This is a genomic window from Cellvibrio sp., assembly GCF_053579595.1.
In genome coordinates this window covers 1-21,737 of sequence record NZ_JBRFPI010000026.1, presented here as the reverse complement: position 1 = coordinate 21,737, position 21,737 = coordinate 1, and the positions used below count along the sequence as shown (strand labels likewise).

The 21,737-nt window shown below is 49.5% G+C and carries 16 protein-coding genes; 14 read left to right on the top strand and 2 right to left on the bottom strand.

Annotation, left to right across the window (positions count from 1 at the left end; all coding sequences use genetic code 11):
• Positions 1–2,181, top strand: a 2,181-nt coding sequence (locus ACWA6V_RS03010) for a DUF1592 domain-containing protein (protein ID WP_449521112.1), incomplete at its 5' end; no start/stop codon positions are given.
• Between the two features lie 42 nt (positions 2,182–2,223).
• Positions 2,224–3,471 carry a DUF1552 domain-containing protein gene (locus ACWA6V_RS03005; RefSeq protein ID WP_449521111.1) on the top strand — a complete coding sequence of 416 codons (1,248 nt, stop codon included), beginning with the start codon at positions 2,224–2,226 and terminating at the stop codon, positions 3,469–3,471.
• A gap of 480 nt (positions 3,472–3,951) precedes the next feature.
• Here ACWA6V_RS03005 and ppnN read toward each other — a convergent pair whose 3' ends face one another.
• The gene (gene ppnN / locus ACWA6V_RS03000) at positions 3,952–5,364 is read right to left on the bottom strand and encodes a nucleotide 5'-monophosphate nucleosidase PpnN (RefSeq protein ID WP_449521110.1); all 1,413 of its coding nucleotides are present in this window, start codon (positions 5,362–5,364) and stop codon (positions 3,952–3,954) included.
• A 202-nt stretch (positions 5,365–5,566) separates the two neighbouring features.
• Here ppnN and ACWA6V_RS02995 point away from each other — a divergent pair, with 202 nt between their 5' ends.
• On the top strand, positions 5,567–6,235 hold the full coding sequence (locus ACWA6V_RS02995) for an alpha/beta hydrolase (protein WP_449521109.1): 669 nt from the start codon (positions 5,567–5,569) through the stop codon (positions 6,233–6,235).
• Between the two features lie 9 nt (positions 6,236–6,244).
• On the opposite strand, the gene ACWA6V_RS02990 is transcribed toward ACWA6V_RS02995, so the two are convergent.
• Complete coding sequence (locus tag ACWA6V_RS02990; RefSeq protein WP_449521108.1) at positions 6,245–7,330, bottom strand: beta-N-acetylglucosaminidase domain-containing protein; 1,086 nt, start codon at positions 7,328–7,330, stop codon at positions 6,245–6,247.
• A 430-nt stretch (positions 7,331–7,760) separates the two neighbouring features.
• Here ACWA6V_RS02990 and pgi point away from each other — a divergent pair, with 430 nt between their 5' ends.
• The 11 genes from pgi to alaS form a co-directional block, all read left to right on the top strand.
• Positions 7,761–9,422 carry a glucose-6-phosphate isomerase gene (gene pgi, locus ACWA6V_RS02985; RefSeq protein ID WP_449521107.1) on the top strand — a complete coding sequence of 554 codons (1,662 nt, stop codon included), beginning with the start codon at positions 7,761–7,763 and terminating at the stop codon, positions 9,420–9,422.
• A 113-nt stretch (positions 9,423–9,535) separates the two neighbouring features.
• Positions 9,536–11,362 (top strand): phosphogluconate dehydratase, encoded by a 1,827-nt coding sequence (gene edd, locus ACWA6V_RS02980; protein WP_449521106.1) that lies wholly within the window; start codon positions 9,536–9,538, stop codon positions 11,360–11,362.
• Positions 11,363–11,458: 96 nt separating this feature from the next.
• Complete coding sequence (gene zwf, locus ACWA6V_RS02975; RefSeq protein WP_310071755.1) at positions 11,459–12,946, top strand: glucose-6-phosphate dehydrogenase; 1,488 nt, start codon at positions 11,459–11,461, stop codon at positions 12,944–12,946.
• Positions 12,940–13,650, top strand: coding sequence for a 6-phosphogluconolactonase (gene pgl, locus ACWA6V_RS02970; RefSeq protein WP_449521105.1), 711 nt, complete (start codon positions 12,940–12,942; stop codon positions 13,648–13,650). Before zwf ends, pgl begins: the two co-directional genes overlap by 7 nt.
• Before the next feature lie 88 nt (positions 13,651–13,738).
• Positions 13,739–14,374 carry a bifunctional 4-hydroxy-2-oxoglutarate aldolase/2-dehydro-3-deoxy-phosphogluconate aldolase gene (eda, locus tag ACWA6V_RS02965; protein ID WP_007642915.1) on the top strand — a complete coding sequence of 212 codons (636 nt, stop codon included), beginning with the start codon at positions 13,739–13,741 and terminating at the stop codon, positions 14,372–14,374.
• A 126-nt stretch (positions 14,375–14,500) separates the two neighbouring features.
• Positions 14,501–15,505, top strand: coding sequence for a type I glyceraldehyde-3-phosphate dehydrogenase (gene gap, locus ACWA6V_RS02960; protein WP_310071762.1), 1,005 nt, complete (start codon positions 14,501–14,503; stop codon positions 15,503–15,505).
• An 11-nt stretch (positions 15,506–15,516) separates the two neighbouring features.
• On the top strand, positions 15,517–16,962 hold the full coding sequence (gene pyk, locus ACWA6V_RS02955) for a pyruvate kinase (RefSeq protein WP_449521104.1): 1,446 nt from the start codon (positions 15,517–15,519) through the stop codon (positions 16,960–16,962).
• A gap of 79 nt (positions 16,963–17,041) precedes the next feature.
• Complete coding sequence (locus ACWA6V_RS02950) at positions 17,042–17,857, top strand: M23 family metallopeptidase (protein ID WP_449521103.1); 816 nt, start codon at positions 17,042–17,044, stop codon at positions 17,855–17,857.
• Positions 17,858–17,913: 56 nt separating this feature from the next.
• The gene (locus ACWA6V_RS02945) at positions 17,914–19,746 is read left to right on the top strand and encodes a C13 family peptidase (protein ID WP_449521102.1); all 1,833 of its coding nucleotides are present in this window, start codon (positions 17,914–17,916) and stop codon (positions 19,744–19,746) included.
• Positions 19,747–19,835: 89 nt separating this feature from the next.
• Positions 19,836–20,030, top strand: coding sequence for a Trm112 family protein (locus tag ACWA6V_RS02940; RefSeq protein ID WP_449521101.1), 195 nt, complete (start codon positions 19,836–19,838; stop codon positions 20,028–20,030).
• Positions 20,031–20,094: 64 nt separating this feature from the next.
• Positions 20,095–21,737 (top strand): alanine--tRNA ligase (gene alaS / locus ACWA6V_RS02935; protein ID WP_449521100.1); only part of this gene is annotated, 1,643 nt, incomplete at its 3' end.

Sequence of the window (21,737 nt, the reverse complement as noted above, 5' to 3'; positions counted from 1 at the left end):
GCTGCAAACAGCGTTGGTTTTCAGGACGCATTAACAGCCTCTGGTAGCTATGACTATAAAGTCATCAGCTACACCGACAGCATTCCATCGGCACCGACTGCACCTCTGACCCTGACCTATGACAATCTGGCTTCTTCCTCTGCCTCGTCGGTGTCGTCGGCTGTGAGCTCGTCAGTAGTCAGCACGAGTGCGTCCAGCCGCAGCTCGGGCAGTTCGAGCAGTGTTCCCTATTTGGGTGATGCAACCCGCGGTCAAAATCTGTGGACACAGCGCGGTTGCGTGGGTTGTCATGGGGTTGATGGAGTGAAATTTGCGGACGGTAGCTTTGCGATTCCGGTTAATCCTAACCGTGCTCACTACTCGCAGATTAAGGGTGAAAACCTCAGTCTGCGCAACTACATCGCTAAGTACATGCCAGAAACGAACCCCGGTTCCTGTACTGGTCAATGCGCGGCAGATTTGGAAGCCTTTATCTTCACCTGGCGTAAACCTGCCGATGGTATTCCCGATAACCCAGCAACCGCATTCTCTTGCCCGAATACCACTACCGCACCTGGCCAGCGCGCTTTGCGTTTATTGACTCGCGCGGAATACCAGCGTTCAGTGGGTGATTTGGTTAATTATCAGGACGATGTGATTTCACGCCTGCCAGACGATGCCATCGCTGGTTCGTTCCTCAACAACAATGGTTTGCTGGTCGATACCGCCCGCTACTCAACCTACCTCTCAACTGCTGAGCGTATCGCTGACTCGGTTGCTACTCGCTGGAGTTCAGTGCTGGCCTGTACACCTAGCACGGCCTGCGCCGATAAGTTGGTCAGTGATTTGGCCCCCCGTATTTTCCGTCGTCCGCTGACCACGGCAGAGCAAACCAGCTATCAAGGTTTGGCGCGTGGCACCACTGGCGGCCGTACGGTGACCGAGGGTATGAAGATTGCGTTGGCCACCATGTTGTCAGCGCCACAATTCCTGTACCGCTCGGAGTTGGGTGAATTAAGTGGTGGTAACCTCTACAAGCTCAATGGCTACGAGATGGCAACCTACCTGAGCTACACCTTCACTGGTACTACACCTTCTGTGGACTTAATGGCTGCGGCTGCCCGAGGTGACTTGAATACTGCCGCAGGGATACGCCAACAGGCTGCTACGTTGATGAACTCGGCAACCACCAAAGTACTGATGGGTGATTTCATCAACCGCTGGTTGGGCACCGAAAAGCTGGCTACCCAGAATAAAGTCGGCGTTGCTAACTTTGCCGTTCTGGCGGGTGATATGCAGAAAGAGTTGGGTAAAAACTTTGCCTACGCAGTGCTTGAATCATCCACTACCTTTGCCACGGTGTACAACCCAACCTTCACGCACGTAAACCAACGTCTGGCGACTCACTATGGCCTGACTTACAGCGCTACCGGTGCTGATACAGACGGATTTATTCGCGCAAACACCAGCGATCGCGGCGGTATCTTGACCTCGGGCGCCTTTATGTCGCGTTATGCAAGAGACAATGATGCCAACTTGATCACTCGTGCAGTTGCTGTGCGCCGTAAATTGATGTGTCAGGACATTCCTGAGCCGCCATCGGGTGTTTCGTTGGATCGTGAAGCGTTGGCACAGAAACATGCTGCCTTCTTCAACGATCCAAAAACCACCGAGCGGATGATTGCGGACAAAATCACTGAGCCAACGACTTGCTCCAATTGTCACCTGGAAATCATCAATCCACTGGGTGGCGGCATGGAAAACTTCGATGCTGCCGGCCGCATCCGTACCACCGATCTGCGTGGCAATGCAATCGATACAGTGGCGACTTTCTTCTCACCCTATCAGCAACTGCAGTTCACTAATGATCCGGATCGCGTGATTCACCAGCCTGAAATTACTTTCAACGGCGCAAAAGATCTCGCGCGTACGATTGTCGAGCATCCGCTGGTGTCCCAGCAGGCCAAAACCTGTCTGGCAACCCAGTTTGTGAGTTACAGCAGCGGTGTTAGCTCTTACTTCCTGATCGACAGAGATGAGAGCCGTGAAGTGCCGTTCGAGATGTCACCCGGTGAGCACAACGCCTATCGCTGCAATATCGAAAAGTTGACCAATGTGCTGAACAGCAATGGTCCGCGCGCAATGTTGCAGGAAATCCCCGCGTTGGATTCTGTGATTTACCGGCAGGAGTGGGCGCGCTAAGGCGCGCTCCATTCTCCCTGTTAACGAATTGGAGTCAAAAAAATGAGTTATAAAGATTGCTTCGATCAAGAGCGCCGGAACTTCCTGCGTGTTGTGCAACGTTCGGGTATCGCCATGGGTGCGATACAGGCGTCCAGTTTACTTGCGGGTGTAATGATGGCTCGGGTAGCAGAAGCGCAAACTGGCTCGCCCAATAAATCCGTTACCGTATTTATGCCGGGTGGTTGTACTCCCGCAAAGTATTTCCCGACGGGCACTACATTGCCAACCCAGTCCACTCCCTTGCAGAGTCATTTCTCGGCAGGCCGTGTCGCCTTGCTAAAAAATGCCACCATGATGAATGGCGGTCACGGCGTTATGTTCAACCGCTTTAATGACCCTAACCCTTGGGGTAAACAAAGCTTCGACGTAAACCTCGGCAAGGTGCTGAGTGCCAACTCTAATGCCCCGGTGAAGTGGTTGAACCTGGGTACCACAGCAGTATCTGAATTGTCGCGTGACAATGCCGGTATTCCGACGATCACCAGTCCTCAAGCCGCGTTGGATATTTTGTTCGCGGGTGGTGGTGGCGGTGGTGGCGGAACTGTTGCACCGCGCAAATCCATGGTGGATTTCCATTATGCAGCGGTCAATGATCTGAAAGCCAAGTTGGGTCAACACGAGAAACAAAAGCTGGATAGTCACTTCAATGCGATCAGTGAAATAGAAGCATCTATTGCGGCGACTAATCCGGGCGGTACTTGTTCTGCTCCTCCCAACACGACCGCAGTAGGTTTTGACGCAACTTCAAAGCTAATGACCGATATCGCTGTGTTGGCATTGGAGTGCAGTTTGTCCTCGTCGGTATCTTTGGCGTTTGGTACTGACGAGCACACTCATGTACTCGATGGTGCCATGATCACCGATACCACCGGCGCTTACCGTCCGCGTCCATCACATGATTCTCATCATAATCAGGGTAACCCAAATTACGCCGGTTATTATGATCAGGATGTGCGTTACTACATGTCGCTTACAGCTCAGCTATTGGATAAATTGCAGGCCAAAAATTTGCTGGCTTCTACCATCGTTACTCAAGTGTCTGACATGGGTAACGTTGATGCTCACAGTGGGCAAAATTGCCCAATGTTAGTGGCTGGGGGTGGTGTGCGCGGTGGAGTGATTGACGTAGGTGGTTTGAGCCAGGTTGCTCTGTTCCAGACTGTTGGTTTGGCACTCAAGGCAAATCAGGGGGCAAATGGAGCGTTGTTTAGGAACTGGGGCGCTAGCACCATTTCCGGACTTTTTTAACCGCTAACTGCTAGATAACTGATGCATCACAAAGGATTTCTGATCAATAACAGGGAAGTTGTTTTTAAGCCGGTGTTGCTGTGCCTTTGGCGCATAAGCAAGCCGGTTTTTTTGTTGCCTGTTTTTTGGTAGTTAAATTGGTGATTCTTTCGCTTTTGCAGACCCATAAATAAGTAGGGGCCGCAAAAGCGGCCCCGTACAGATACTATCCTTAAGTAGAAGTAGTCAATTTGCGTCGATGTTCCTTTCGAATCCCTGACCGCCTTTCCTCCTGCGCTAGTGCAATCCTTTGATGTCATCCGACATCGCTTCCCTAACAGGTGGGCGCATCCATTGACCTTGCCTGGCCAGCACACATCATTGTCTACTTCCTTGGTGAGGCCATTATGATGCTGTAGCGTGTGTGAGAATAGTCGCTAAAGTCGCTAGTTTTTGTGAGACATTGACTACAACCTAGATCGCCTAGGTCTATGTAAGCGGTTACTTTATAACCTTATAGCAAGGAATATACTCGCGACCTGGTAATTTCATCCGGCTTTGGCGAGCGAAGGATTCCAGTAATTCATCAACCGGGTGCATGATTTCGTAATCTCCATGTAGCTCAAAGTGCCCGTGTTTTTCAATGGCCAGAATACCTTCCTCTTTTACATTGCCCGCTACAATTCCGGAAAATGCGCGCCGTAAATTGGCTGCCAGTTGGTTGACTGGCTGGTTTTTGTGTAACTCCAGATTGCGCATATTTTCATGGCTGGGAATAAATGTTTGTTGCAAGTCCGGGCTGATTTTTAATTGCCAGTTAAAGTAGTAGGCGTCGTCGCTGTGTTTGCGGAACTCACGTACTTTTCTGATGCCATCTTTCATTTCCTGTGCAACAGTAGCAGGATCATTAACGATAATTTTGTAGTGCGCTTGCGCCTCTGCACCGAGCGTGTCGCCGATAAATTTATCGATCCGTGCAAAATATTCAGCTGATGTTTCCGGGCCGGTAAAAATAAGCGGGAAAGGAATGTTTTTATTATCGGGATGCAACAGCAAACCAAGGATATAGAGAATTTCTTCTGCTGTACCTGCACCGCCGGGGAATACAATGATTCCATGACCAAGACGCACAAAGGCTTCGAGGCGCTTTTCAATATCAGGCATGATGGTGAGTTGGTTTACGATTGGATTGGGTGCTTCAGCAGCAATAATTCCCGGCTCAGTAATTCCGATGTATCGGCCAGTGGTGATGCGTTGTTTGGCGTGGCCAATGGTTGCGCCTTTCATTGGGCCCTTCATTGCGCCTGGTCCGCAGCCGGTGCAGATATCCAAACCGCGCAGGCCTAATTGATAGCCCACTTCTTTGGTGTAGTCATATTCAATTCGGTTGATTGAGTGACCGCCCCAGCAAACCACCAGATTGGGGTCAAGACCCGGTTTCATTAAATTGGCATTGCGCAACATGTGAAACACGGCATCGGTTATACCTTCAGATGTCCCCACATTAAATTTTGGATTGCGACTGAGTTCGTCATTGTTGTAAATGACATCGCGCAATACCGTAAATAAATGCTCGCTAATACCGCGAATCATTTTGCCATCGACAAACGCGTTGCCGGGTGCATTCTTCACTGCGAGTTTTATTCCGCGCTCTTCCTGTACGATGCTGATATCAAAATCTTTATAGCGCTCCAGCAGTTCTTTACCGTTATCCGTATCATTACCTGTATTGAGTACGGCAAGTGCACAACTGCGAAATAATTTGTACAGGCCGCTTTGGCTGGAATCCAATAATTTGGCGACTTCTACCTTGGAGAGAATATTCAGTTGGTCAATGGGGGCGATGATGGCGCTGACTGTTTCGTACTCGCCTGCTGTTTGCGCGATAGGTTGGTTATGATTCACGTTATTCATGGTATTCCTTAGCATCAAGGATGCAGTTGTTCCAATTAGCAGTTTCGATATGACGTTTTTGAGTCTATGAAGCAAGTGTAGTGTTATTTTGCTGGTTGTGCGTATCGGTGCGCTTGCCCAATTGAGTAATTGTCAGCAATATTACACATCAATAAAAATTCTGAACAAAAATTAAGCAAAACTTACGTAAACGAGAACCCTTATGGAATATTTACCTTGTGTTGAAAAGCTAAATCAGCCGCAGTTACCTGTTACTGCCAGCGTAATTTGGCTCCATGGTTTGGGAGCAGACGGCAATGATTTTGCACCTTTAGTGCCAGAGTTACGTTTACCTGAGGATTTATCGGTACGGTTTATTTTTCCGCATGCGCCACAAATTCCCGTCACGATTAATGCTGGATATATCATGCCTGCTTGGTACGATATTTTGGAGATGAATCTGGAACGTAAAGTGGATGAATCGCAATTAATCGCCAGTGCAGAAGCTGTGCAGCGTTTAGTGGAACGTGAAATTGAACGCGGTGTGGCGAGTGAAAAAATTATCCTGGTGGGATTTTCCCAAGGTGGGGCAGTTGCCTATCATGCGGGGTTGACCTATGAAAAATCACTGGCAGGGTTGTTGATTTTATCGAGCTATTTCGCCACTCACACCACCGCTAGTATTCACGCCGCAAATCAAAAGACGCCGATATTAATTCAGCATGGCATTCTTGACCCTGTTGTTAACGAGGTGTTAGGGCAGCGCGCCTATCGCTTTTTAAAAGATCGCGGTTGCAATGTGGGTTATGAATCCTATCCAATGGAGCACACCGTATGCATGGAGCAAGTTGAATCCATGTCGAAGTGGATTCAATCGGTGCTGCTAAAATAAAATGTTTAATTATTCGGTCAGGCATGCGGGGTCAAATTGGTATTCATCATTTAACCAGGCAATGATTTCTTGCGCGTATGGGTTGTTACCAAAGCGCTGATAAGTGGTCTGTAAAAGATATCGCTCTTGTTGAGAAAGTTTTTTCAACCCGAGATCTTGTAATTGATGGATATCTTGTTGCAATTGTTTCGCTAAAACATCGCCGCATAGATTGCTACAGATGTTAGTAAAGGCGGCATCTGCAGAGTAATTTTCTTTTTCACGGTAAGCCAAGGGTAAGCTGGCCAAGGGAATTTGCGAAAGCCAGGGTTGATTCATTGGGTTGACGGCATGCCCGGCTACTTTATCAGCTAATTGGCTGTGGCCCTGATCAAATGCGCGCAGCTGCAATAAGTTGGATTTCACTGCGCCGTCATTAACCGGGTAGTTATCCCACAAAAAGGGTTTGCGGCCAATTAACTCGGTTACGTGTGCGAGATGTTCAGCAGGGTAATTGGTTGAGCAGACTTTTTCCCCGGTCCAAAACATATCGATACTTTTATCCAGTTGCTGCGCGAAGGTTTGCCAGTAGTTCTCCGGCATTGAGCCAAATACGCGTTCCAGTACTGGATCAAAACTGTAATAAGTGGGGCAGAAAATAATTTTTTTGGCGTTGCTGGCCGCTGCTGCCTGATGGGCGATATCGATCTGGATCTGTGCGAGCCCGGGAATATCGCCGCGCATATCATCAAATAAAATGCACAGGATATCGGGCTCCAATTGATTAATCTGTTGGATGCGCAAGTCTAGTTGCGCGCGCTGGTTGCGCGTGTGGTCGAGATAAATTTCATGGGGGCTGAGGCCGATACCGAACTGCACATTAGCTGCGCGATAAATCTGGCGTAAATCAGCCAGTGATTTTTTAATCTCAACAGGCCAATCTATTTGCCAATGCCTACGTAAATTTTTGTCGTCTTTTGGTGCGTAGATATAAAAGCCGTACTCATTTAGTGCAAGAAATTGCGCGTAATTTTTTCGATCCTGCCAGCTCCAACTGCGGCCAAAAAATCCTTCAATGATGCCAAGAGATACTGTGTAGTTTTTATTCGTATGCATAAGTGGGATCTACAGACCGGGTGACTAATTGTGGTGGTGGGATTCTCTTGCTGAGCAGCAGTATTTTATGACGATCGAACGGGGCAATCGTTTTTGTAAAGACTGTGCCTTAATTGACACTCAAAACCCATCTGCCTATCATAGCGGCCTTTTTAAACAGTGCAATTCTCGCGGCAATTATGCTGTTTTTGTGCTGTTGCCACGCAACCGCTGCTGATTGTATTGACACGAATGTTCGGCGTATTCGCAGCTTATCAGTTTCGTTTGCGCTTAAAGGCTTAATTCTAGGATGGTAAGCATATAACTTTGAAACTGGTAGGAAGTTTATCCTTCACTACTTGTCGGAGTCGGGTCGGACTCAAACTAACAGAATAGAAATCAACCACTTGTTTAGGTATATCACCTACGCATTTTTGTTTGTGGAGTAGAAATGACTAACCCTGATGTGCGCCCTACCGATTTGCCCTCCTGGAAAAACCTTGCTGCCCATGCAGCCCAAATGAAGTCCCAACATCTGAAAGACTTGTTTGCCGCTGATGATAAACGTTTTGCCAAGTTCTCCCTGCAATTATCCCATCTGTTATTTGACTACTCCAAAAACTTAATTACTGATGAAACCAAAGCGGCACTGTTGGCATTGGCGAAAGAATCCAATGTAGAAAGCTGGCGCGGCAAGATGTTTGCTGCTGAGCACATCAACGCCACTGAAGACCGTGCGGTTATGCACGTTGCCCTGCGCGATAAATCCTCCAAGCCGATTGTGATCGACGGCGCTGACGCGCGTCCGGCAATTAATGCCGAGCTGGAGCGCATGCGCAAACTGAGCGAAAAACTGCGCTCGGGCGAGTGGATTGGTTTTACCGGCAAAACTATTACCGACATCGTCAGCATTGGTATCGGCGGTTCCAACCTAGGTCCGTTGATGGTGTGCGAGGCACTCAAGGATTACAGCGATAAACGCTTCAATATGCACTTTGCCTCTAATATCGACGGTGTGCAGATTGCTGATGTATTAGCTGGTCTGAACCCTGAAACTACCTTATTTGTCATTTCGTCCAAGACCTTTACCACCCAGGAAACCATGACTAACGCGCGCACCGCCGAGCAATGGTTTATGGCGGCTGCGGATAATAAAGCAGCAATCGCCAAGCACTTTGTTGCGGTATCGACTAATCGTAAGTTGGTAACTGCATTCGGTATTGCCGAAGAAAATATTTTTGATATGTGGGATTGGGTCGGTGGCCGTTTCTCACTCTGGTCGGCGATTGGTTTGCCGATCGTATTGTCGCTCGGTTACGAGCTGTTTGATGAGTTGCTGCAAGGCGCTTATGAGATGGATCAGCATTTCCAGACAGCGCCGCTGGCGGAAAATGCGCCGGTGATGCTGGCATTGGTGGGAATCTGGAACCGCAATTTCCTTGGTTATCCTGCTCATGCGCTGCTGCCCTATGATCAATGCCTTCACCGTTTCCCTGCCTATATGCAACAGGCTGAGATGGAGAGTAACGGTAAGTCTGTGAATTGGGCGGGCGAACAGATCAGTTATGGCAGTGTTCCGCTGGTATGGGGCGAAGTGGGTATCAATGGCCAGCATGCGTTCTACCAAATGTTGCATCAGGGTACCGATATTATCCCGGCCGATTTTATTGGCTCAATCGCCCCCACTGTTGCAGTGGAAGGGCATCACGATGCCTTGATGGCGAATTTCTTTGCGCAGACACAAGCCTTGATGCTGGGGATTGATGCGGATCAGGTGCGCCGCGAGTTGAGTGCAAAAGGGATGAGTGCTGCGCGTATTGAGGAGATTGTGGAACATAAGGTGCATCGCGGTAATCGCCCCACCAACACTTTTTTGCTGAATAAAGTCGATGCGCGCTCGCTGGGTGCCCTGATTGCGCTTTATGAGCACAAAATTTTTGTTCAAGGTATCATTTGGCGCATCCATTCATTTGATCAATGGGGCGTGGAGTTGGGTAAAGTGCTCGCTGCGGGGATTCAGCCTGAATTGGATCTGGCAAAAGAAACCAATCCAAAACACGATGCTTCAACGCGCAACTTGATCGATTTCTACAAGCGCGCCAAAGCCAATTAGGTAGTAGCTAGCCGAGAGATTCATAAGCAGAGCGTCGGGCAATGTATCCGACGCGATTGTGCGCAAATCAACCGATTTGCGCTAGATACAGCCCCAAGAGCAATGGTATTCCCATGACTGACGTATTAAGCACAGATCCAAGACTTGTTGAAATTACCGAGCGGATTATCGCCCGCAGCCGCGACAGCCGTGCCGCCTATCTTGCGCGTGTCAATAGATTCCGCACTAAAGGGCCTGCTCGTCACCATCTGGGGTGTGCCAATCTTGCCCATGGGTTTGCCGCGTGTAATAGCGCCGATAAAGAAGCGCTGGCCGAAGGTCAGGCCGCGAACCTCGGCGTAGTCTCTGCCTACAATGAAATGCTTTCTGCTCATGTGCCCTACGGAGAATATCTGGAGCCAATCAAGGCTGCTGCCAAAGAAATGGGTATGACCGCGCAAATGGCGGGTGGCGTACCGGCGATGTGCGACGGTGTAACTCAAGGCTTCCCTGGTATGGAGCTGTCACTCTTTAGCCGCGATGTGATCGCGATGAGTACTGCGATCGCGCTTTCTCACGATATGTTTGACGGTGCTATTTGTCTTGGTGTGTGCGACAAAATCGTCCCCGGTTTGATGATGGGCGCCCTGTCTTTTGGCCAGTTGCCGATTATTTTTATCCCTGCAGGCCCTATGACTCCCGGTCTTCCTAACGCTGAAAAAGCCAAAGCCCGCCAATTGTTTGCTGAGGGTAAAGTAGGGCGCAAAGAGCTGTTGGCGGCGGAGAGTGCGTCTTACCACAGCGCCGGTACTTGTACCTTCTACGGCACTGCCAATACCAATCAAATGTTGATGGAAATCATGGGGATTCATTTGCCCGGCAGCACCTTCATCAACCCCTATACCCCCATGCGCGATGCTTTGACCCGCGCTTCGGTGCATCAACTTGCCCGTATTACCCGCGATGAGTTGGTAACCCTGTCCGACATAGTGACCGAGAAATCAATTGTTAACGGCATTGTCGGCTTGATGGCTACTGGTGGTTCAACTAACCACGCTATGCATATTGTTGCTATCGCCCGCGCCGCAGGCGTTTTGATTGATTGGCAGGATTTGTCTGACATTTCAGATATAATTCCGCTTATGTGCCGCATCTATCCGAATGGATTGGCCGATGTAAACCGCTTCCAGGCTGTTGGTGGTATGGGCTTCCTGATGCGCGAGCTACGCAATGCCGGTTTGCTGCATGACGATGTAAAAACCGTTATGGGTGGTTCAGGCTTGTCGGCGTATACCAAAGAGCCATTTTTGGAAAATGGCGAGGTGGTTTGGCGTGAAGGGATACAGGAAAGCCTCGATGATGCAGTCTTGCGCCCGGTTGCCAAACCTTTTGCACCCGAGGGCGGCATGAAGTTGCTGAAAGGTAATATTGGCCGTTCAGTGATCAAAATTTCCGCAGTCAAAGCGGATCATCGCAAAGTGGTTGCTCCTGCGATCGTGTTCCACAGCCAGGAAGAGTTGCAATCCGCGTTCAAGCGCGGCGATCTGGAAAAAGACTTTATTGCAGTGGTGCGTTTCCAGGGGCCAAAGGCCTGCGGAATGCCTGAGTTGCATAAGCTGACTCCACCGCTGGGTGTATTGCAGGATCGCGGTTTTAAGGTGGCCCTTCTGACTGATGGCCGTATGTCTGGCGCCTCTGGTAAGATTCCGGCAGCGATCCACATGACGCCGGAGGCCCTGGATAACGGTCCCATCGGCTTGATCCGCGACGGCGACATGATTGAATTGGATGCTGAATCCGGCACATTACAACTGCTGGTTAGTGAGGAAGAGCTAAGTGCTCGCCAACCTGCCCAGTGTGATTTATCAGCAGTTCACTATGGTATGGGGCGTGAATTGTTTGCGCCCCTCCGCGCCACAGTGGGATTGGCTGAAGAAGGAGCTACTGTATTTAACTGGTAATTGCCCGTTAAATCCTGGACCCCGAACCTGTGTTCGGGGTCTTCGTTTTTAAAAAGTAAATCCACTTTTCAAGATTCACAAACAGGATTACCCCTCATGCTTGAAGCATTTGATTTTGTCATCTTTGGTGGCGCTGGCGATTTGGCTCTGCGCAAGTTGATTCCCGGTCTCTATCGCGCCCATCGCGAAGGCTCTTTGGCCGCAGGCTCACGCATTATTCCAACCTGCCGCAATACCCAGATGGTTGCTGAATACAAAGACAAGGTGCGCGATGCCGCAGAAAAACACCTCAACTCAGATGAGTTTGATGCTGCCGCTTGGGATGCATTTTCCAAATGCCTGTTTCCGGTATTTGTCGATATTGGCACTAAAGATGAGCACTGGGACGCTTTGGCGCAATTGCTCAATAGCGGTGGTAACAGCCAGCGTGTGTTCTATCTCTCCACACCGCCCTCAGTGTTCAGTATCTGTTGCAAGCATTTGCACGAAACGGGTTTGATTACCGCGACGTCACGCGTGGTAGTCGAAAAGCCGCTGGGATACGACGCTAAAACGGCAGAAGAGATCAACAGCCAGATCGCTGAATACTTCAGTGAAGATGCCATCTTCCGTATCGATCACTATCTCGGTAAAGAAACCGTACAAAACCTGCTGGCGCTGCGTTTTGCCAATGGCATGTTTGAGCATCTGTGGGATGCGAAGTCTATCGATCACGTACAGATCAGCATTTCGGAAACTGTCGGCCTCGAAGGTCGTGCCAGTTTCTATGATGGCGCTGGTGCGCTGCGCGATATGGTGCAAAACCACATTCTGCAGTTGCTTTGCCTGGTGGCGATGGAGTCACCGAACAAAATGACTGCCGATCGTATCCGCGCGGAAAAACTGAAAGTATTAGAAAGCCTGCGCCCGTTGAATGGCAACACGGTTAAGTACAATACTGTGCGCGGCCAGTATGTCGCCGGCGAAATGGGCGGCAAGGCCGTTCCCGGTTATCTCGATGAGCTGGGGCAAGCGAGCAATACCGAAACTTTCGTTGCGATCCGCGCCTACATCGACAATTCCCGCTGGGCGAATGTGCCTTTTTATCTGCGCACCGGAAAGCGCATGAAGCAGCGTTTTGCTGAAATTGTTATCCAGTACAAAGATGTCGCACACCGTGTATATCCTGAATCAGCCGGCATGGCTACGCCCAACCGTTTGATCATCCGTCTGCAACCAGAGGAAAGCATCAAGATCATTATGGTGTCCAAAGATCTGGAGAAGCACGAGACGCACCTGCGCCCGGTTGTACTGAACCTGAATTTTGCCGACACCTATAAAGACTTTTATTCAGATGCCTATAAGCGCCTGATGTTGGATGCCGCCGCTGGCGATGCCAGTTTGTTTATCCACCGCGCTGAAGTGGATGCAGCTTGGGCGTGGATCGACCCGATTATCGAAGCTTGGCAACGTCCGGAAAACAAACCGCACGGCTACATGGCCGGTAGCTGGGGCCCACAGGCTTCGGCACAATTGATGGCCAGTGATCGCCGTCGCTGGTTCTCTATTGACGAAGTTTTGTCAGGGGCGGATCAGGAATGGTAACTGAGCGTTTGTTTGACAGCCGCGCGGAGATGATAGCCGCGCTGCAGGCGGAATGTGAATCAGCGTTGCTTGAGGCAATTGAAGATCGCGGTGAAGCGACTTTTATGGTGTCGGGCGGCAGCACACCTGAACCGCTGTACAAAGCTTTGAGCAACTCCGATCTGGATTGGGAATCTGTCTACGTCGCTTTGGTTGATGAGCGCTGGGTGGAGTTTGCGCACGACAAAAGCAATGAAGCTTTTACGGTAAAACACCTGATTCAAAATAAAGCTGCCGTCGCCAATCTGGTCGGTATGAAAAACTCAGCGGAAACCGCAGCTGAAGGTTTGGATGATTGTGAAAGCGCTTATCAGCAACTAGCGCAACCCTTTGATGTCACCATACTCGGCATGGGTTCCGATGGGCACACTGCATCATTATTTCCTCATGCGCAGGGGTTAGATGAGGCGTTGAATCCGGAGTCTGAGCAATTGTGCGCGGCGATTACCGCAATACAAAGCGAAGTAACCGGTGCAATTACCGAGCGCATGACCTTAACGTTGGCTGGTTTGTTGCGCTCCAAAACCTTGGTGTTGTTGCTGACTGGCGATGAAAAGTTGACAGTGTTACGTGCAGCCCAGGCGGGTACTGATGTAAAAGAAATGCCGATCCGTGCAGTGTTGCAACAGCAAAAAGTGCCGGTTGTGGTTTATTGGGCGCCTTGATTTTTACCGAATTCCGAACTGATCTGCGATAGGTTTTTTTTTGGCAGATTATTCTTTCGAACTTTTTTTGAACAACGAGGGACATACAGTGGCTTTAACTATCGATCAAATTGTCAGAGTAGCGCCAGTCGTACCCGTTATGGTGGTAGAGCGCATTGAAGATGCTGTGCCCTTGGCCAGAGCGCTTTATAACGGTGGCTTGAAAGTGTTGGAAATTACCCTGCGCACCCCCTGTGCACTGGATGCTATCAGCGCCATGGTAGAAGACTTGCCTGATGACGCGGTAATCGGTGCCGGCACCATTATTACTCCGGCAGATTTGGAAAAAGCGGTAAAGGCGGGTTCAACCTTTTTGGTTAGCCCAGGTACTACACCAGCGCTGATCGAAGCGGCTAAAGCCTGTCCTGTTCCGCTGTTGGCCGGTGTTGCAACACCAACTGAGGCAATGAATCTCTACGTACAAGGATTTACCCATCAGAAGTTCTTCCCAGCTGAAGCGGCGGGCGGTGTGCCTATGTTGAAGTCAATTGCCGGCCCTTTGCCGCAGATTACGTTCTGCCCAACCGGTGGAATTGATTTGGCAAAAGCACCGAGCTATTTGGCATTGCCAAACGTGCATTGTGTTGGTGGTACTTGGATGGCGCCGAAAGAATTGATGAAAGCCGGACGCTGGGATGAGATTGAGCGTCTCGCTCGTGAAGCAGCCAGCTTGCCACGCGGTTAACCTGAGGGCGCCGCTTGCAGCGACCTTAATGAATACAAGAACTGGGCGTATCAAACGCCTGAACAGGGCGTAGCAAGCAGCGCCCCTACAGCAAAAATTATTGAACAGCTTACTTAGGAGAATGTAATGATTAGAGTGGCAATTAACGGTTACGGTCGTATCGGTCGCAATGTACTGCGTGCCTTGTATGAATCAGGCAAGCGCAGCCAAATCCAGATCGTAGGTATCAACGACCTGGGTGATGCGCACCTCAATGCCCATCTCACCAAATATGATTCTGTTCACGGCGGATTTAACGGCACCGTGAAATTTGAAGGCGATACTATGTTCGTCAACGGCGATGCTATTCGCATCACGTCCGAGCGCGATCCAGCCAAGTTGCCCTGGGGCGAATTGAATGTTGATGTGGTGTACGAATGTACCGGTATTTTTACCAGCAAAGAAAAAGCCGGCTTGCATTTGGCTGCTGGTGCCAAGAAAGTCATTATCTCTGCTCCAGGTACCGACGTGGATGCAACCGTGGTATTTGGTGTAAACGACAAAGTGTTGAAAGCGACTGACACCATCATCTCTAACGCCTCTTGCACCACTAACTGTCTGGCACCGGTTGCCAAAGTGTTGAACGATAACTTCACTATCGTGCAAGGTTCTATGACCACCATTCACTCATATACCAATGATCAGGTATTGTCTGACGTATTCCACAAAGATATTTACCGTGCGCGTTCAGCTACCCAATCCATGATCCCAACTACTACCGGTGCTGCTAAGGCAGTAGGTTTAGTGTTGCCTGAATTGAAAGGCAAGATGGATGGTATTTCTGTTCGTGTTCCAACTATTAACGTTTCTCTGGTTGACCTGAACGTATTGGTAGAAAAAGAAGTAAGTGTTGAAGCGATTAATGCTGCAATGAAAAAAGCCGCTGAAACTGAAATGCCAGGGGTATTGGCTTTCGTTGATGAGCCGTTGGTTTCAATTGATTTCAACCACAACCCACACTCTTCTAACTACGACTCACTGCAAACCAAAGTGTATGGCAAGTGGGTAAAAGTGTTGGCTTGGTACGACAACGAGTGGGGTTTCTCCAACCGTATGTTGGATAACACCCTTGCACTTATGTCCGCTAAATAAGAGAGCCCATCATGTTAAGACGTACAAAAATCGTCAGTACTTTGGGGCCAGCTTCTGAATCAGCAGAAGTATTGGAAAAATTGATTCTGGCGGGTGTGGATGTTGTTCGCTTGAACTTCTCACACGGCTCGCCGGAAGATCACAAGCGTCGCGCAGAAATGGTTCGTGAATTGGCTGCCAAGCACAACCGTTTTGTTGCGGTGCTCGGTGACCTTCAAGGTCCAAAAATCCGTGTTGCGCGTTTTGCCGAAGGTAAAATTCATCTCAAAGTAGGCGATAAGTTTATTTTGGATGCGGCCTTGGGGCGTGATGAGGGTAATCAGCAGCAAGTGGGTATCGACTACAAAGAGTTGCCCAATGACTGTAAGCCAGGCGATGTGTTGTTGCTCGATGATGGTCGCGTAGTTCTGACTGTCGACAAAATTGAAGGCACGCGTATTTATACCACCACTAAAGTGGCGGGTCCTTTGTCCAACAACAAAGGCATCAACCGTCAAGGTGGCGGCCTGACTGCACCAGCATTGACAGAAAAAGATATTGCCGATATCAAAACTGCTGCTGAAATTGATGTGGATTATCTCGCGGTTTCTTTTCCTCGCTCTGCAGAGGATATGGACTTCGCACGTAAATTGATGGTTGCTGCAGGTGGTCGTGCCGGTTTGGTTTCTAAAGTTGAGCGCGCCGAAGCGGTTGCTGATGATGAAACACTTGATGGCATTATCATGGCAAGCGATGCGGTGATGGTTGCACGTGGTGACTTGGGTGTTGAGATTGGCGATGCAGCGCTGATCGGTGTGCAAAAACGCATCATTGCTCGTTCACGTGCCCTCAACAAAGCGGTGATTACCGCAACGCAAATGATGGAGTCGATGATCAACAGCCCGCTGCCAACTCGCGCTGAAGTATTCGACGTCGCAAACGCTGTGCTTGATGGTACCGATGCGGTAATGCTATCGGCTGAGACTGCTGCCGGTAATTTTCCGGTGGAAACTGTTGAAGCTATGGTGCGCATTATTCTCGGTGCTGAAAAACATCCTACTGCGAGTTTTGATAACTACCGTATGGATCAGGCGTTCAGCAGTGTTGATGAATCAATCGCATTGGCGTCCATGTTTACTGCTAACCATCTTGATGGTGTTAAGGCAATTATTTGCTTTACCGAATCGGGCAGTACACCGCGTTTGATGTCGCGTGTTGGTTCGCAATTGCCGATTTTTGCGTTCTCCCGCCACGTGAGCACCCAACGAAAAGTAGCAATGTATCGCGGCGTTCAACCTATCGCATTTGATACCAACAGCGCTCCTTGCGCAGATGATTTTGTGCGCGCAATTGCGATGCTCAAGTCACAGCGCACCTTGGTTGATGGTGATTTGGTCATCGTTTCAAGTGGTGATACCACCTTGCTGGGCGGCACCAACACTATGAAGATCCTGCGTGTTGATGAAACAATGAAATAGGTGTGTTGCAACGGAAAAAACGGCAGCTAGTCTGCCGTTTTTTTTGTCCAAAATTTACTTGTTGCCAATGGAGTCAATCGTGAAGTTACAGCAACTCATCGCACTCGTTTTATTTATGCTGGCCAGCATGGCGTCTTCAGCTCTCGAGTTAACGGGTAAGTGGCAGCAGGGCGCGGTGATTATTGGTAAGGTGCCACTGGGCACCCGAGTGGAATATCGCGGCAAACAATTGCAGATTTCTGCTACAGGTCAGTTTGTCATTGGATTAGGTCGCGATGCAGAGAAAGCGGCAACTCTTGTTACGGTTGATAGTGCCGGTGCTCGTCAAGAGCATCGCTTTGACGTGAAAGCGCGTACTTACAATATCCAGAAAATAACCGGCGTTCCGCAGCAAACGGTAGAGCCAGATCCAGCTCAAGTTGAGCGCGCCAAACGCGAAGCACAAATGGCCGCCGATGCGCGCAAAGGTGATTTGCCGCTCACATTTTTTGCGCAGAAATTTGCTTGGCCGCTGATCGGCCCTGTCACTGGCGTATACGGCAGCCAACGTTTTTATAACGGCGTGCCTAATTCCCCTCACTACGGTGTCGATATCGCCAAGCCGATAGGTACTCCAGTAAAAGCACCTGCAGGTGGTGTAGTTACACTGGTGCATCCCGATATGTTTTTTTCGGGCGGGACATTAATTATCGATCATGGCCACGGCTTGTCATCGACTTTTATTCATTTAAGTGACGTGCTGGTGAAAAAAGGCGATGCGATTACCCAGGGGCAAATTATTGCGAAAGTGGGTAAAACCGGTCGAGCTACTGGCCCGCACCTTGATTGGCGGATGAACTGGTTTGAGGAGCGCGTTGATCCGCAATTGTTGGTTGAGCCTATGCCGGCCGAATAAATATTTGCGGCAGTTATTCTCCAATTATTTTTATCAGTGTTCATAACGGATGTTGTATGAAACGCATTGCCCTGATTACTGTTGCTTTTTTTGCTGGCGTTATTCTTACCTTGATAGCAGTACAAGGCACATTTCGCGATTTGCGCTTCGCTTTGTCTCCATCGCTCAATTTTGCTGATGGTGCGAGTTATGTTGGCGATCTCAATACCCAGGGGCAGTTGGAAGGGCAGGGGCGTATGCGCTGGACGAATGGTGATGAGTATGATGGCGAGTTTTTAGCAGGGTTAATGCACGGTAAGGGCAAATTTATTTCTGCTTACTCCGGTACTTATAACGGTGATTATGTGCGCGGTCGCATGGAGGGGCGCGGCGTGTTGACTTATCCGGATGGTAGTCGCTATGAAGGTGAGTTTGCTGGGAATCAATTTCACGGTAAGGGCAAGCTCGCATATCCACGTGGTGATATTTACCAAGGAGATTTTGAAAAAAATAAGATGCATGGCAGTGGAAATTGGGTGTTCGCAGATAAATCCATTTACGTTGGTCAAGTGATCGATGGCGTCATTCAAGGTAAGGGTGAGTTGCAGCGACCGGGTGGTGAAAAATATACCGGCGAATTTATTGCGGGAAAAATGCATGGGCAGGGTGTTTTTGATGATGGGCGAGGCAATCGCTACAGCGGTGAATTTCAAAGTGATAATTTTACTGGCTCAGGAACTTACACGAGTAATGATGGCTTCACTTATGTCGGCGAATTTAAAAACTGGCGACTCAATGGTAAGGGAATCCAAACCGATGCTGAGGGTAATCACTGGGAAGGTGAATATCAGGATGGCCAATTGGAGGGCAAGGGCAGTTATATCGCAAAAGAGGGAGAGCAATACACCGGCGAATTCCAGTTTGGAAAATACGACGGTCACGGAAAATTGATTGCCAGTAATGGGGATATCTACGAAGGGGAGTTTTCCTATGGCAGTAAACATGGCAAAGGCACACTGATTTACCAAACACCGATCGATGACGTTAGTCGAATTAACGGTCGCTGGGAATATGGTCGTTTGGTTGATGGTGGTGATACGGTAAAAATTTTTACCCCTGAAGAAGTTGCAGAGCACGCACTCTACAAAGAATCCGGTGAATTACAACTCGCGTTGGATTCCCTGCAGGCATCAGATCCACAAAAAATCGAATTGTATAGCCTGGTCGTGGCGGGTTACGGGACTGAAGAAGTGTTTCGCCGCGAAAGTAAATTTATTGAAAATTTATTTAATGCCCAATATGGCAATCGCACAACGGCGATTTATTTGGCCAACAGCCAACGCTCGTTGGATGAGCGCCCGCTGGCGACTCTCACGAGTATCCGCGCGGCGGTTACTCGTATCGCCGAGCGCATGGATAAAGAGCAAGATATTTTCTTTTTGTATATCACCAGTCATGGTTCCAAGGATAAAAAAATCTCACTCAACCACAATGGTCTTGCACTGACGGATATCGATGCAAAATGGTTGGGGGATTTGCTTAAGGCTACTGGCATCAAACATCGGGTTGTTGTGTTATCGGCCTGTTATTCTGGTGGTTTTATTGATGAGCTAAAAGATGCTAACAGTTTAATTATGACCGCGGCATCGGCGGACAAGACTTCCTTTGGCTGCGCTGATGACAGCCTGTTTACCTACTTTGGTAAAGCCTATTTCAAGGAGTCGCTTAAACCGGGCGTGGATTTTGAGCAGGCTTTTGTTAAGGCAAAAAAGTTGGTGTCTACTTGGGAAAAAGAACAAAAAATTACCAAATCAAATCCCCAAATCCACCCGAATACACAGGTTGTGGAGCAGGTGAAGCGCTGGCAAGACGAGCTTATATCGCTATCTTCCAGTAATTTAGATCCCTAATTTCCGCTATAGCCCTGTGGCTTAGAGACAGGGCTGCAAAATGCAGTGTAATATACCGCCCCCAACTGGCCTAAGCGTGATCTAAGACCATGATAGATAAAAAATTACTCAGTATTTTGGTGTGCCCGGTGAGCAAGGGCGAACTTGAATATCGCCCTGAGCAGCAAGAGTTGGTGTGTTGGGATAGTGGGTTGGCCTATCCCATCCGCGATGGCATACCGGTGATGCTGGAGCACGAAGCGCGCAAATTGAGCGCCGACGAAATAGAAGAACATCGCGCCTGATCCAGGCGGGTTCTGATCGTATTAACCAGATCGCATAAATTCGAACATTTTTAGTGGATGCATTATGAAGAGCGCTGAAATTCGCAACGCCTTTTTGAAATACTTTGAGAGCAAAGGTCACACTATCGTGGCGAGCAGCTCGCTGGTTCCTGAAAATGACCCAACGCTGCTGTTCACCAATGCGGGTATGAACCAGTTTAAGGATGTATTCCTCGGTGGCGACAAGCGCTCCTACAATCGCGCTACCAGTTCCCAGCGCTGCGTGCGCGCTGGCGGTAAACACAACGATCTGGAAAATGTCGGCTACACCGCACGTCACCACACTTTCTTTGAAATGCTGGGCAACTTTAGCTTTGGCGATTACTTTAAGCACGACGCTATTCGTTACGCGTGGGAATTCCTTACTGCAAAAGACTGGCTCAATATTCCCGTCGAAAAACTCTGGGTCACCGTCTACGCTTCAGACGACGAAGCCTACGATATTTGGAATAAAGAGGTGGGCGTACCTGCAGAGCGCATCATTCGCATTGGCGACAATAAGGGCGCTCCCTACGCATCCGACAACTTCTGGGCGATGGGCGATACTGGTCCTTGCGGCCCATGCACCGAAATTTTCTACGATCACGGCGCGGATATTTGGGGTGGTCCACCGGGTTCACCGGAAGAAGATGGTGATCGCTACATCGAAATCTGGAACAACGTGTTCATGCAGTTCAACCGCACCGCAGATGGTGTTTTACACCCGCTGCCAGCGCCATCGGTCGACACAGGGATGGGGTTGGAGCGTATTTCAGCGGTGATGCAGCATGTGCATTCCAACTATGAAATTGATCTGTTCCAACACTTGTTGCAAGCCGCCGCCGCTGCCACAGGCAATCACGACATGGAAAACAAGTCACTGCGCGTGATTGCCGACCACATTCGTTCGTGTTCATTCCTGATCAGCGATGGTGTTGTGCCATCCAATGAAGGCCGCGGTTATGTACTGCGCCGCATCATTCGCCGCGCAATCCGCCACGGCAACCAACTTGGCCAGAAGCAACCCTTCTTCCACAAGCTGGCTAAAGCTCTGGCGGAAGTAATGGGTGATGCATACCCCGAACTGCATAAGAATCAGGCGCAAATCGAGCGTGTGCTGCTGCAAGAAGAAGAGCAGTTTGAAAAGACGCTAGATAAAGGTATTGCTGTCCTTGAAGATGCTTTGGGCAAACTTTCTGGGACTGAAGTCCCTGGCAAAATCGTTTTTACCCTTTATGACACCTATGGGTTTCCGGTTGATCTGACAGCTGATATCGCCCGTGAGCGTGGCCTGACTATCGATCAGGAAGGCTATGAAGCCGCCATGGCTGAGCAGCGCGCTCGTGCTCGCGCAGCTGGTAGTTTCAAAGTGGATTACAACGCAGCCGGCCTCGATTTACCCGCCTGTGAATTCCTTGGCTATAGCTCTTTGGCAGAGCAAGGCAAGGTTCTCGCACTGGTTAAGGATGGCAAAAAAGTAGAGCGTTTGGTTGAGGGTGATGATGGTGCAGTAGTGCTTGATCGCACACCCTTTTACGCTGAATCTGGTGGTCAGGCAGGCGACTGCGGCTATCTGGAGTTAGGCGGTAATCGCCTTGAGGTGCGCGATTGCCAGAAGCAGGGCGCATCGCATGTGCATGTTGTACGTGTGTTGCAAGGCGCTGTATCTGTCGGCGACAGTTTCTCCGC

Bases quoted from the DNA above. Each gene is read 5' to 3' on its own strand.
- ACWA6V_RS03005 (WP_449521111.1), top strand. From the start codon at position 2,224: ATGAGTTATAAAGATTGCTTCGATCAAGAGCGCCGGAACTTCCTGCGT.
- ppnN (WP_449521110.1), bottom strand. From the start codon at position 5,364: ATGAATAACGTGAATCATAACCAACCTATCGCGCAAACAGCAGGCGAG.
- ACWA6V_RS02995 (WP_449521109.1), top strand. From the start codon at position 5,567: ATGGAATATTTACCTTGTGTTGAAAAGCTAAATCAGCCGCAGTTACCT.
- ACWA6V_RS02990 (WP_449521108.1), bottom strand. From the start codon at position 7,330: ATGCATACGAATAAAAACTACACAGTATCTCTTGGCATCATTGAAGGA.
- pgi (WP_449521107.1), top strand. From the start codon at position 7,761: ATGACTAACCCTGATGTGCGCCCTACCGATTTGCCCTCCTGGAAAAAC.
- edd (WP_449521106.1), top strand. From the start codon at position 9,536: ATGACTGACGTATTAAGCACAGATCCAAGACTTGTTGAAATTACCGAG.
- zwf (WP_310071755.1), top strand. From the start codon at position 11,459: ATGCTTGAAGCATTTGATTTTGTCATCTTTGGTGGCGCTGGCGATTTG.
- pgl (WP_449521105.1), top strand. From the start codon at position 12,940: ATGGTAACTGAGCGTTTGTTTGACAGCCGCGCGGAGATGATAGCCGCG.
- gap (WP_310071762.1), top strand. From the start codon at position 14,501: ATGATTAGAGTGGCAATTAACGGTTACGGTCGTATCGGTCGCAATGTA.
- pyk (WP_449521104.1), top strand. From the start codon at position 15,517: ATGTTAAGACGTACAAAAATCGTCAGTACTTTGGGGCCAGCTTCTGAA.
- ACWA6V_RS02945 (WP_449521102.1), top strand. From the start codon at position 17,914: ATGAAACGCATTGCCCTGATTACTGTTGCTTTTTTTGCTGGCGTTATT.
- ACWA6V_RS02940 (WP_449521101.1), top strand. From the start codon at position 19,836: ATGATAGATAAAAAATTACTCAGTATTTTGGTGTGCCCGGTGAGCAAG.